Raw genomic sequence first — 12528 nt, 5'->3', positions numbered from 1 at the left:
GGGCATCTCAGCGATGCTTTGCAGTAATTCAAGATCCTTAAGATCAAGGGCGTCTGCCTGGGGGCAGACTGTTTCGCCTTCGGCGACTTACTTTTGAAAAGCACCAAAAGTAAGCAAAAGTGCCTGCTCCTGATTTGGCCCGACTTCGTCGGGTTCCCTCACTCCGACGACGCTCCGTGGGCCCGCGCCGAACGGACATCCATGTCCTGACGGCGCTCTCGCCGCATCCATGCGGCTCGGCCCACTGCGCGTCGTCTGCGTTCGGCCTGCACCCAAGTCGCGTTCTGCGGTGTCTGGAATTGCTTCTTAGGAAAATCAAAAGCAGATCAAAGGCTTCCCGGCTGAAGCCGGTCCTACGGGGGCGCCGGCGGTTTCACTGACTGCACGCGTTGCTTTTTAGTGGGACCGGCTTCAGCCGGGAAACTTTTGCTTCCTTGATTGTTCCCACGCTCCGCGTGGGAATACATCCTGTGACGCTCCGCGTCACCTCCCAAGGCCTGAATGCGCGTCGTCCGCGGGACGCGGAGCGTCCGAGGCGGCGTTCCCACGCGGAGCGTGGGAACGATCAGTGAAATCAATGCACGCGCTGCTTTTAGTGGGACCGGCTTTAGCCGGGAAGCTTGTGCTTTTGCTCTCGCCTTTGCTTTTCTCTCGCTTTTGCTTTTGCTCTTCTACGCAGGAAGTCCAAACGACACCCATCGCGACTTGGGTGCAGGCTGAACGCAGGTCTCGCTCCGTGGGCCGAGCCGCATGGATGCGGCGAGAGCTGCCCCCCGCCATGGATGGCGGATGGCAGCGGGCCCACGGAGCGGGACCGGAGTGAAGGTACTCCGACGAAGGAGGAGCCCAACCAGGAGCAGGCACTTTTGCTTACTTTTGGTGCTTTTCAAAAGTAAGTCGCCGAAGGCGAAACAGTCTGCCCCCAGGCAGACGCCCTTGATCTTGATCTTGATCTTGATCAGACATCTTCGATCCGAATGACTTCGTCCGTTACTTCCTCAAGCTGCCGCACGATCTGATAAATATTCGCCACCGCCAACAGCGTCGTTCGCGGGATGTACTTGCCCGCCTTGACCTTATAAAGCGTCCGCGCCAGCCAGATACTCTGCACCACCGGAATCCCCGCCTTCTTCGCCCGCGCGATCAACGCCAGCGCCTCATCATCCTCACCCTTGCAGTGAATTTGCGGCAGCGGCGTCGTGCCCGGCCGGTAATACAGCGCCACCGCATAATGCGTCGGATTCACCACCACCATGTCCGCATCCTCCACCGGCTTGGCCGGCGCGGTCGGCGCCTGGTTCAACAACTCATGGGCCAGCTGCCGACGATGCCCCTTCACATGCGGATCACCCTCGGCCTGCTTGTACTCCTTCTTGATGTCCTCGTGGCTCATCCGCAGCTTCTTGGCGTGGAAATACTTCTGCAGCGCAAAGTCCACCGCGCCGATCACCAACAGCAACCCCAGCGTCGCTCGCAGGATATGCCGGAACACCTGCAACAGCGCATGCCAGTACGTCGTCAGGTCCGTGCTCGACAGCAAAATCAGCGTGCCCAGTGACGGCTTCACCACCACGTACAGCGTCACGGCGATGGCCGTGGCCTTTAAAATACTGAGCAGCAAGGTCGTCAGGCTTTGCGCCGAGAACATTTGCTTGGCGTGGGTGAACGGGTTGAGCTTGTTGAAATCCAGCTTCAATGCCTTGGGCGCAAACAGGAACCCGATCTGTATCCAGCTGCCCACCAGCCGCATCAACATCGCGATGCCGACGCTGCTCAGAATGAACCCGATCAACACGCTGGCGCCTTCGCTGGCGACCTGCTCGACGGTGTGCATGAAGGGCCGGCCAACCCCTTGAAACGACAGGTTCAGCAAGTTCAGCAAGCGCGCGACGCTTTCATCCGCCAGGCCCAGGGTCACTTCGCTGACGACCAGCAGGACCAGCAGTTTGCTCAGGTCCTGACTCTGCCCGACCTGGCCTTTTTCGCGGGCGTCGCTTAGCTGTTTGGGCGTAGCCTTTTCGGTTTTTTCGCTCATGGCACCTGCACCAGTTGGCCGAGCAAGTGCTTGATATCGGCGAGCTGCATGATCTGGCCGTTGCCCAGTTCCAGCAGCGTCGGCAGGTAGATCAGCAGGAAGGCGATGCCCGCCATGCTCTTGGCCGGCATGGCCAGGATCGACACGTTCAGTTGCTGCGCGTACAGGCCGATGATCGCCAGCGCGGCCTCGATCAACAGCAGCAAGCCAATGAACGGCGCGGCGTAGAGCATCATGTGCTGGAGGGTCTGGTTGAGTTGTTCGAGAAACAGGTCCAGCCCATCGACCGTCATGCCGGGCAGCCAGGCGGTGGGCGGCCAGACCAGATAACTGTCCCAGATCACTTGAGTGATCAGCGACAACCCGCCGGACAGGATCACCAGCATGATCAGTGTTTCCTGAAACAGCTCGCCCAGCGGCGTCGCGTCAGGCCCCAGCGCGGGGTTCAGCTGGCCGCCGCTCAAGGCGCCGCGCTGACTGTCGAGGAGCGCGCCCACCGAGGCGAACATCCAGAACGGCGCGTACAGCAACAGGCCGAGGAGGGTGCCGAGTACGGCCTCTTTGAGCAGCAGCGCGCCGATGGAAAACCAGTCGTCTTGCATGCCCGACAGCGCGCGGCTGATGCTCGGTGCCGGCACCATCGAGACCACCAGCACCACCGCGTAACGCAGCGGGCCCTTGAGGTATTTGAAGCAGAACGCCGGCACCAGAATCATGCACGGCAGGATGCGCGCGGCCGCCAGGCCCATGCCCAGCATCAGTTCGAACAGGCCCTGGGCGTCGAAGGGCATCTAGTGCGCGCCGCCGGACCGGGCGATCAGGTCGAAGGCCAGGTTGATGAACTGGATCAGCTCGACACCGATCCAGCGCCCGGTCATGGCCAGGGTCAGGCCGACGGCGGCCAGCTTGATGCCGAAGGGCAGGGTCTGGTCCTGGATCTGCATCAACGCCTGCAACAGCGAAGTGATGACGCCGACCAGCACGGCGACCCCCAACGGCGGTGCCGTGAGAATCACCACCAGAAACATGCCCTGCTTGAACAACGCCAGCGCTTCCATCACTGCCTCACATGTACGAGTAGAAAAGGCTGTCGAGCAGGCGCGTCCAGCCTTGCACCAGCACGAACAGCAGCAGTTTGAGGGGCAGCGAAATGGTCATCGGCGAGACCATCTGCATGCCTAGGGCGAGCAGCAGGTTGGAGACGATCAGGTCGATGACGATGAACGGGATGTAGATCAGAAAGCCGATCTGAAAGCCCGCCTGCAACTCGGACAAAACGAAGGCGGGGACGGCCAGCAGCAGGTCGCTTTTGCTGGCCTGATCGGCCATGTCCTTGGGCCACATGCGCTGGGTGTTGTCCAGCAGGTGGGCGACGACCTCTGGGTCAGTGTTGCGGCTCATGAACCGTTGCAATGGCTCGATGACGGTGTTGGCGCTGGCCTGCAGTTTTTCGGTGCTGCCCATCTCCAGCGGGCGGTCGTGAACCCGCTGCTGAATCTCGTGGGCGACGGGGGCCATGACGAACATGGTCGCGGCCAGGGCGATGCCGTACAGCGCCATGTTGGGCGGCACCTGTTGCACGCCGATGGCGTTGCGGGTGATCAGCAGGGTCATGGCGATCTTGAGAAAGGCCGTGCAGACGATCAGCAGAAACGGAATCAACGACAGGGCGCCGAGAAACAGCGCCAGCATCACCGGGTTCATCCCGTCCATGATCATGGGCGGGACGCCATGCGGGTGATCTGCAGACCGAGCCGGCCTTCGACGCTGACCAGTTCGCCTTCGGCAACGACCCGTTCGCCGTGGCACAAGGTGGCGAAACCGGGGGTTACGCCGTTGACGGGTAAGACGGTGCCGGCAGCGAGGCGGCGCAGGTCGCCCAACGTGAGTTCGAGGCTGCCACAGCGCAGGGTCAGGGCCAGCGGCAGTTGATCCAGGGAATCGAGGGAGGTTTGGGTTTCGGCCGGTTGGGGCTCGTAAGAGTGGCCCGCGTAGCCATCGGCGGCGGTTTCATCCTGCCACTCGTTTTCAGTGGTTTGATGTTCGGGGGCGCCGTGATGTCCAGGGTCCTCAAAAGCTTCCCGGCTGAAGCCGGTCCTACTCTGATCCGGCGCCTGATTCAGCGTTGGCTCAATTGACTCATCGTCGGCAAGATCCTCGATCTCGTCTTCGTACAATTCTTCATTGACCATGTCCCAAGTCTTCCTCGTGGCTGAACCGTACATACAGCTGCTCTGCGCGGCTGTCCGTCTGCACTGCCCATTGCCGACCCGCCAATTGAAGCCGACCGCCGCCTTCTTCGTCGAAATGACACAACGACGGCAGCAGCACGTCCCCTGGTTGCAGCGACGCCAACTGGTCGAGGCTCAACGACAGCTCGCCCAACACCAGCGGCTGGCGGATGGGCCAGTCTGACGCGACGTTCTGCCGGTGCGGCTGCCATTCATGGCTGCCGAGCAGTTGCAGCATGACCCGCGCGTCGGCGCAGAGCTGTGCGTGCAACACCTGCGAACCCAGACGCAATTGCAGCCGGCAGTTCATCGGCGCGGTATTCGGGCTTTCGCCAAAGGCGGACAGCGCAGTGATATCGCTGAGTGGCCGCAAAGGGCAAAGCAGTTCCGCCAGTTCTGTACTCATGCGTTGATTCACCAACTGCCAGTACCAGGGCTGGTGCTCGCCGCCGAGGGTGACCGGCAGTTCGCCCAGCAAGCTGAGCACCGCTTCGGCGTCGCTCAGGGCGAAGGGGCCGATGGCGCTGTCGAACCACGTCAGCGATGACGCGTTCCCGGCTGAAGCCGGTCCTGCCAAGGGCGCGTAGTCATCGTCGGGTATCAATCGCAGGGTCAGTTCGCCCCGCTGATCCTGGGCGGTGTAGCCGCAGCTCACGCCCGCACCCAGCAAACGCGAGGCCTCGGCGACGGCGCCGCTGACTTCCCGCAGTTGCAGCGGACTGAATGAGGCGTTCCCGGCTAAAGCCGGTCCTACGGGGTTCCGGTGGCACATGTCCGAGTTCATCGCCGAATTCATGTCCGAGTTCATGCCTGCGCCTCCTCATGCAAAGACAAGTCAACGTCACAGCCCAGCGCCTGTTCCAGCGCGCTTTCGCAGTTACGTTGATGGGGCTGTAAGCGTTTCAGCACGCCCCGTCGGGCGAAGCCCAGTTCGATGCTCCACTGGTTGTCGCGCTTGTTGGCGTTGACCTGGACCTTGCCCAGATTGGGCATCAGCAAGGTCAGGCTCAACGGACCGTCCGGCTGCTGGGGCAGGCGCTGGGCGAGCTCGTCGATGAGCTGCGTGGGCACGCCCTCATTAGGGAACAACGTGCTGAAGCTGCTCCCGGCGAAACCCGATTCGCTTTGCTCTTCCGTCACCGGCGGCACCAACAGTTGGGAGAAAAGCATCCCGTCTGCACTCAACGACGCAGTCGACGCGGATTCATCGCACAGCCGGCGCAGGCGTTCGGCATCGGCGCGACGCACAGTGGTCAGCGGCTGACGGGTTTCACTCGGGGAAGCAGGAGAGGGCGAGGGCGTACGGGACGGTTCAGCGCGTGGCTGCGGTTGCGGGCGAGGCGGGTGTTGGACGGGGCTGTTCATGACGATTCACCTTGTTCGTTGAGGGCCTCGGCGAGGCAGGCGAGTTTTTCCACGGCGCGTTGGGACGCTTTTGCCGCGTGTTTCGCCTCGGCCAGACGCTGCTGTTGTTCCTCGATGCTCAACTGCTGGCGGGCCATGTCCTGACGGATATAGGCAAGCCGGTCGAGCATGCGGTTTTCCTTCTCGTGCCAGCGTTCGAGGTCGTCCAGCGACATCGCTTTGTTGACGTGGGCGCTGCTCAACACCTGGCGGCGTTCGCGCTGGTTATGGCGCTCCTGCGCGTAGGAATCGCGAGTCTGTTGCAAGTGGTTATGCATCTGCTCCAGGCTTTTCTGCGCCTGCCGTTGCGCCCGCTCGGCGCTGGCCTGGCGATGCTGACGCAGCGGCGTGAGCACGCTGATGACCTGTTCCATGGCGAGGGTTTGCGGATCGACTTCAAGCGCTTCTTCCACGCCATCACTCCGGCAGTTGCGAGGTGAGTTGCATCAGCGCTGCCAGGGTCTCTTCCAGCGGCACCGGCTCGCGCAAATCCTGGCGCAGAAACGCATTGATCGGCTCGTTCAGCCGCACGGCGCAGTCGGTCACCGGGTCGCTGCCGGGTTGGTATTCGCCCAGGCGCAGGAGCATTTCCACTTGCTTGTACGCGGCCATCAATCGACGCAACCGGTTGTTCGCCTGCTGGTGCTCGCGGCCGGTGACGTTGCTGATGATCCGGCTGATGCTGGCCTGCACGTCGATGGCCGGGTAGTGCCCGCGCTCGGCCAGTTTTCGCGACAGCACAATGTGACCGTCGAGCAGCGAACGCACCTCGTCGGCGACCGGGTCGTTCATCGAATCCTGTTCGATCAGCACGGTGTACAGCGCGGTGATCGAGCCTTTCTCGCTCATGCCGGCCCGCTCGACCAGGCGCGGCAGCAGGGTGTAGACCGAAGGGGGCAGGCCGCCGCGCCCGAGGGGTTCGCCGGCGGCAATGCCGATCTCGCGCTGGGCCCGGGCGAAACGGGTCAGGGAATCAAGCAGCAACAACACTTTCAGGCCTCGCTCACGAAAGGCTTCAGCGATGGCCGTGGCGGTGAAGGCCGCGCGGGCGCGCTCCATGCTGGACCGGTCCGATGTGGCGCAGACCAGCACCGAGCGTGCGCGCAAGGTGGCGTCCAGTTCGTGGTCGAGAAACTCGCGCAGCTCACGGCCCCGCTCGCCGATCAGGCCGAAGACGATCACGTCGCAGTCCATGTTGCGCGCCAGTTCGGCCATCAAGGTGGTCTTGCCGCAACCGGCACCGGCGAACAACCCGACGCGCTGGCCTTCGCCGAGCAGAATCGCACTGTCGATGGCGCGCACGCCGGTGGGCAACGCTCTGCTGATCCGCGGCCGCTGGGTTGGCGGCAGCGCGTCGGCGATCACCGGCAGGGTCACGCGCCGATCAGCCGGCCCGGCGAATGCGCCTTCTGAATCGCCCAGCAAAGGGCGACCGAAACCGTCAAGCACGCTCCCCAGCAAACGGTCATCGACGCCGATGCGGTGGGCCATGCCCAGCGGCCGAATGTGCGCGCCGACCTGAATGCCGTCCGGGGTGCCGAGGGCACTGAGCAAGGTGCAGTCGCGGGTAAAACCGACGATTTCAGCGAGCATGGTGCTGCCGTCGGATTTGCTCACTTCACACAAGTCACCGACCTTGGCTGCGGGAATCTGGCACTCCAGCAAGATGCCGCTGACGGCGCTGACACGGCCGCTGACCTTCACCGCAGAGAAACTCTTCAAGCGCTGAAGGTGAGCGGATCTCCATTGATCCAGCGCCGCGTTCACCAGCTCACCTCGTAGTGGCGGTCGCCGTCGAACTGGATGCGGTTGTCATCGATGCGGGTCAGGCGCAGCCCGGCCAGCTCGTCACCGACGTACAGCCGACGACCGTCCGCCGTGACCAGGTGGGCGTGGGGACCGGACATGATCTGCACGATGGTGAACGGCAGGCCACTGGTGCCGGCGGCGACGTTATCGATCAACGCGACCGGCGTGTCATAGCGGTCCTTGAAACGCTGGAGCATGCGCTGATACACCAGCTGCGATTCCGGCTTCAGGTTGCCGCTCAAGGCCAGGCCCTCAGGCGTCTGCTCCACGCTGACGTCGCTCAGCAGTCGTTCGCTGAGCATGGTGTTGAGCTGGCGTTTGACGTCATCGACGCTGGTCAACCGGATGCGTTTTTTGGCCGACGGTTCGGTGGTTTTGCTCTTCTCGTTCGAAGGCCTGGCCGGCTGATTGCCCTGCTGCGCAAGTTGCTGTGCCGGCGAACTGATCGCCAGTTGCTCTGAAGCGGGCGCGGCGCTGCGGCTCAGGCTCCAGGCGCTGCCGGCGATGCCCAGCAACAGGCCGATGACCACGCCGGTGGTGCGGTTGAAAAAGCGCGAGCGCGACTCGACCTTCTCCAGCGGCGCGCTGGCGGGCGCTTCCGTGTGCGAAGTTTGCTCGGACTTCGCTTGAGGGATCACCGCCGGCAGCGAAGGCCAGGGGTCTTGCGCCGGAGACACGCACAGCCAGACCGAACCCAGCACAAAAGCGGTGTTGGGGGTGAGCAGGGTGCTCGCGTGAAGATGGCCTTCCTCATCGGCGATGGGGCCTTCGGCCGCGTTGAGCAGCCAGTCTTCGCCCTGACGTTGCAGGCGGCAGTGCAGCTGTTCGACGCCGGGATCATGCAGCGCCAGATCCTGATCGGCGTCAGCGCCAATGCCCCATTGCTCACCCACCAGGGGCAGCGCGGCGCCCTGATGCAGGCCGGTCAATACGCGTAATTCAAACATGTGACGCTCTCCAGGCACTCAAGCGGCGTACTCGTTATCCAGCCCTTGCGGGTCGTCTTCGTGATCGCTCTCGAAGTCGTCTTCCAGGTCGAAGCGCCCCAGCACCTTGACCTGCGCCGCATTGCTGATCTCGGCAAAGGACAGCACCGGCACGTGGTAGAACTCCTCCTGCAGCAGGGTGCGCAGCGGGCTGCGCAGATCCTGTGCGACCAGCAATACCGCGCGCTGGGCACTGCGCAGCGGGAAGGCGATGTGCAGCTGCTGTACCAGCAACTGGCTGGTTTCGTTGTCGAGGGCAAAGAAGGTTTCGGTCTGGGTCTGGCGCAGGCCGTCACGCAGGATGCCTTCGCTCTCCGGCGTCAGGACCCACACCAGCAAGCCCTCGGGGCCGGAATACTGGTGGTAGATCTGCGACTTCAGGGCGATGCGCACGTAGTCGGCGAGCACCGTGACTTCGCGCTCGTGCTGACCATGCTCGATGAGGGTTTCGGCGATCACCCGGATCGCCCGCAGCGGCACGCACTCTGACGCCAGGCGTTGCAGCACCGCCGAGAAGCGCGCCAGTGGCAGTACCCGCTGCATTTCCTGGGCAAGCTCCGGCTGCTCCGATTCCAGCCAGCCGAGGATTGCCTTGGTTTCTTGCAGGCCGATGAACTGCGGCCCGCACGATTGCAGCGCGCGTTCCATGCGCTCGATGATCAGCGTGGTGGCGTCGATGCGCTCGACGTCCGCTTCCTGCAATTGCGGCGCGTCGGTCGGCAGCCACAGCCACTGACCTTCCTCGCGCTCGATGCTGCCGTACACTGCCGACTCGTGGGACCCCTCGACCGACCGGGCGTCCACCGCGACGTGTGTCTGGCTGAGGGTGGCCCTGAGCAGCGGCACTTCGTAAACCGAAAAGCGAAACTCGTCCGGCGGCAACAGCTCGCTGGTTTCGATGATGAACGAGGGCAGGGTCAGGCCGTATTGCACCACCAGCCGATTGCGTCGCTGACGGATTTCGCTGACCAGCGCCTCGATCTGCGCCGGGTTCTGACTGGGGTGAAAGTGCAGCACGAACTGGCGGCTGGGGGAGAAAGTGCGCAGGTCTTCTCGGCCGTTCATTTCCGGCGCGACGGCCACGGCCTGGGCCTGCTCGGCCTGGGGCTTGGCGCGGTGCAGCTGGAGCAGGCCGCCGACCCCGCAGATGATCGAGATGACCACGAACACCGCCGTCGGCATGCCTGGCAGCGCAGCGAATCCCAGCATGGCCACCGCCGCGATGATCCACGCCTTGGGCTGGCTGGTGATTTGCTCGGCAATTTCCCGGCCGATGTTGGCTTCCACGCCATTCTCGCCGCTGGGCACGCGGGTGATGATCATGCCGCAGGTGACCGAAATCAGCAGCGCCGGGATCTGTGCGATCAGGCCGTCGCCGATGGTCAGCACGGTGTACACCTGCAAGGCGTCGCCGGCGGTCATGTTGTGCTGCATTACGCCGATGGCGATACCACCGATCATGTTGATGGCGACGATGATCAGGCTGGCAATGGCGTCGCCGTTGACGAACTTCATGGCCCCGTCCATGGCGCCGAACAGCTGACTTTCCTTGCCCAGCTCGGCGCGGCGCTTGCGCGCCTCATGCACGCTGATCAGGTTGGCGCGCAGGTCGCTGTCGATGGACATCTGCTTGCCCGGCATTGCGTCGAGGGTGAAGCGCGCGCCGACTTCCGCCACCCGCTCCGAGCCCTTGGTGATCACCAGAAAGTTGACCACGGTGAGGATCAGGAAGATCACCAGGCCCACCGCCAGGTTGCCGCCGACCACGAACTGGCCGAACGCTTCGACGATGTGCCCGGCGTCCTGATTGAGCAGGATCAGGCGCGTGGTGGAGATCGACAGCGCCAGACGAAACATCGTCGTCAGCAGCAGCACCGCCGGGAAGGTCGAGAACGCCAACGGGCGCGGCAGGTGCATCGCCAGCATGATCAACAGGCAGGAGATGCAGATGTTGATGGCGATCAGCACGTCCACCAGGCCGGTGGGCAGCGGTGTGATCATCATGAACACGATGGCGATGACCACGAACGCACCGACGATTTCCGAACGGCGCATGGCCGCGAGCGCGACCTGATTGAGCAGGTTAATGACACGATCCATCAGGCGAGGCCCCCCTGGAGCTGGTTCTGTTCCTGCCGAGTCAGCTCGGCCATGAGAATGAGCAGGTTGCCCAAGGCGTTCTGGCGGCTTTTCAGGTCGCGCCAGAGCAGAATCGGCAGCTGTTGCAGCATGGGTCGCAGCCCGTTGAGAAACGCCAGTTGATGCTTGAGCTGGTTGCCGCCGATGTGTTGAGTCAGTTGCAGGGTTTCGCCCAGGCTCATGCCCTTGCCCGACAGCGCCAGCAGGTGTTTGAGGAAGGCCGCAGCATCCACTTGCAGCGCGGGGTTCTTGTTGCGCATGCGACCCAGCAGATGCTCGCAACTGCGCAGCAGGGTGGTGACGTGCCGCGCGGTGTTCAGGCCGTGCATCAAGGTGCGCAGTTGCTGCGGCGACGTGGACGGGGTGAGCGATGACAGGTCGTCGGCGAGGGCGCTGCGCATGTCCCGCAGGTTCAGCTCGAATTCGCCGGGCTCTTCCTGCTCGTTGATCAGCGCGTCGATTAATCCTGTGATGTTCTGCTGCCCGGCCACCGCCACGCTGTAGAGATTGCGCAGGGCGCCGCGGCGCTTTTCCGAAGTCGGCCGGGAAAACGCCTTGGCGCTGTTGATGCCTGCGCGGGTGCGTTTGCCGTATTGACGACGCAGTTGCTTGAGCTGCTGGCTCAGCACCACGTGCTCGCCCATTGCACCGTCGGCCTGGGCCTGTTTTCTGGCCGCCTGCAGCATCACATGGGCCTTGGCCGGGTCGCCGTCGGTGTAACTCAGAATCTGCGCCAGGCTCGAAGCGTTCTGGTTTTGCAACTGCTTGCGCAGGTTACGCGCGGCATCGTCGAGGCCTTTGTCCTGGCTGCCCATTAACAGCTGATACAGCTCGCCCAGTTTCACCGCCCTCGATTGCAGGGCGTTGCCACTGGCGAGTAGGTCCCGCTGGCTGAGGCTGCGGCTCTGTTGAACCAGCGCCGAAGCGAACCGCGCGACCTGTTGCGGCGAGGTGCCGTTGACGTTCGGCGGATTGACATGCAGGGGCGCAGGCGCCTGCGTTTTTGCCGGCGTGATCGCAGGGGCTTGCAATGCCTGTGGGGCAACGGGGGCGGCGATCTTCATAAGTCGGCTCTGGATGGCTCGGTTCGGGGCCTGGTCATGGGTCCTGAGTGGAGCGCGGCGCCAAACGGTTCCATCTATTTGTGCGCAGAGGTGGAGCAGACCGATCTGTGCCAAATCTCGTCCGGGAAACAGCGTGTTCGCGCAAAGATTTGCACAGTCGCGTTGTTCTATATTTATTTATGTCATTAAAAACAATGGCTTATAGGGTTTTAAGGTGTGGCACGCATATCGCTATAGGGCTAATACACTCAAAACAAGGAAGAGCCCTGATGTTTTCCAACCTTGCGATTCTCGACATTGACGCCCCGGCGCGCCGTCCGGCCCAGGGGATACGTCACTTGACCAGTGATCAGATCAAGATGATTCGCGGCTTCATTCAGAAGCGGGTCATGAACCCGGAAGATGTCGACGACATTCTGCAGAGCACCTTTCTGGAAGCGCTGCGCAGCGAGCACAAGTTTCAACACGCGAGCAAACCCCAGACCTGGCTGTGCGGCATCGCGCTCAACCTGATCCGCAACCATTTCCGCAAGATGTATCGCCAGCCGTACCAGGAAAGCTGGGAAGACCACACCCATTCCGAACCCGACAGCCATGGCGACATCGGCCATCAGGTTGACGGCCATCGCCAGTTGATGCAGGTCGTCAGGGCGATCGGGACGCTGCCGTCGAACATGCAGCGGGTGATCGAGGTGTCGCTTGAAATGGACGGCAATTATCAGGAAACCGCTTCGTCCCTCGGGGTACCGATCGGCACCGTGCGCTCGCGCCTGTCCCGGGCAAGGGAACAGCTCAAGCGGCAGATGGACCCGTTTGCCTGAGTGCCGAGTGGGACTGACTGAATGCTATCTAAGTGGGAC

13 protein-coding genes are annotated in these 12528 nt (G+C 62.9%); 1 reads left to right on the top strand and 12 read right to left on the bottom strand.

The annotated features are described in order from the left end of the window. Positions 1–958: 958 nt before the first annotated feature. From sctU to sctW, 12 genes are read right to left on the bottom strand one after another with little or no spacing between them, the layout of a single operon-like run. A complete protein-coding gene (gene sctU / locus BMY98_RS25870; RefSeq protein WP_074893586.1) occupies positions 959–2035 on the bottom strand; it encodes a type III secretion system export apparatus subunit SctU in 1077 nt (358 codons plus the stop codon). Continuing rightward, a complete protein-coding gene (gene sctT, locus BMY98_RS25865) occupies positions 2032–2826 on the bottom strand; it encodes a type III secretion system export apparatus subunit SctT (protein ID WP_074893584.1) in 795 nt (264 codons plus the stop codon). The genes sctU and sctT overlap by 4 nt, the downstream gene beginning before the upstream one ends. Beyond that, positions 2827–3093 carry a type III secretion system export apparatus subunit SctS gene (sctS, locus tag BMY98_RS25860; RefSeq protein ID WP_065989232.1) on the bottom strand — a complete coding sequence of 89 codons (267 nt, stop codon included), beginning with the start codon at positions 3091–3093 and terminating at the stop codon, positions 2827–2829. It lies immediately after the preceding gene. Between the two features lie 7 nt (positions 3094–3100). Further along, positions 3101–3754, bottom strand: a complete 654-nt coding sequence (gene sctR, locus BMY98_RS25855) for a type III secretion system export apparatus subunit SctR (protein ID WP_074893582.1) — start codon at positions 3752–3754, stop codon at positions 3101–3103. Next, positions 3751–4227 (bottom strand): FliM/FliN family flagellar motor switch protein, encoded by a 477-nt coding sequence (locus BMY98_RS25850; RefSeq protein ID WP_074893580.1) that lies wholly within the window; start codon positions 4225–4227, stop codon positions 3751–3753. Before BMY98_RS25850 ends, sctR begins: the two co-directional genes overlap by 4 nt. Further along, the gene (locus tag BMY98_RS25845) at positions 4217–5074 is read right to left on the bottom strand and encodes a type III secretion system protein (protein WP_245760122.1); all 858 of its coding nucleotides are present in this window, start codon (positions 5072–5074) and stop codon (positions 4217–4219) included. The genes BMY98_RS25850 and BMY98_RS25845 overlap by 11 nt, the downstream gene beginning before the upstream one ends. Beyond that, positions 5071–5631 carry a type III secretion system HrpP C-terminal domain-containing protein gene (locus tag BMY98_RS25840; RefSeq protein WP_074893578.1) on the bottom strand — a complete coding sequence of 187 codons (561 nt, stop codon included), beginning with the start codon at positions 5629–5631 and terminating at the stop codon, positions 5071–5073. Before BMY98_RS25840 ends, BMY98_RS25845 begins: the two co-directional genes overlap by 4 nt. After that, complete coding sequence (locus BMY98_RS25835) at positions 5628–6083, bottom strand: YscO family type III secretion system apparatus protein (RefSeq protein ID WP_074893577.1); 456 nt, start codon at positions 6081–6083, stop codon at positions 5628–5630. Before BMY98_RS25835 ends, BMY98_RS25840 begins: the two co-directional genes overlap by 4 nt. Before the next feature lie 4 nt (positions 6084–6087). Then, complete coding sequence (locus BMY98_RS25830; protein WP_074893575.1) at positions 6088–7437, bottom strand: FliI/YscN family ATPase; 1350 nt, start codon at positions 7435–7437, stop codon at positions 6088–6090. Next, on the bottom strand, positions 7434–8426 hold the full coding sequence (gene sctD / locus BMY98_RS25825; RefSeq protein WP_074893573.1) for a type III secretion system inner membrane ring subunit SctD: 993 nt from the start codon (positions 8424–8426) through the stop codon (positions 7434–7436). Before sctD ends, BMY98_RS25830 begins: the two co-directional genes overlap by 4 nt. Before the next feature lie 18 nt (positions 8427–8444). Further along, positions 8445–10565, bottom strand: coding sequence for a type III secretion system export apparatus subunit SctV (gene sctV / locus BMY98_RS25820; protein WP_074893571.1), 2121 nt, complete (start codon positions 10563–10565; stop codon positions 8445–8447). Beyond that, positions 10565–11668, bottom strand: a complete 1104-nt coding sequence (gene sctW, locus BMY98_RS25815; protein WP_074893568.1) for a type III secretion system gatekeeper subunit SctW — start codon at positions 11666–11668, stop codon at positions 10565–10567. Before sctW ends, sctV begins: the two co-directional genes overlap by 1 nt. A 269-nt stretch (positions 11669–11937) precedes the next feature. On the opposite strand from sctW, the gene BMY98_RS25810 reads away from it, so the two are divergent. Continuing rightward, complete coding sequence (locus BMY98_RS25810; RefSeq protein ID WP_074893566.1) at positions 11938–12489, top strand: RNA polymerase sigma factor; 552 nt, start codon at positions 11938–11940, stop codon at positions 12487–12489. Positions 12490–12528 lie beyond the last annotated feature (39 nt).

This window comes from Pseudomonas graminis (assembly GCF_900111735.1).
Taxonomy (GTDB): domain Bacteria; phylum Pseudomonadota; class Gammaproteobacteria; order Pseudomonadales; family Pseudomonadaceae; genus Aquipseudomonas; species Aquipseudomonas graminis.
The sequence above is the reverse complement of the archived record's forward strand: the minus strand, read 5'-3'. Positions and strand labels throughout refer to the sequence as shown.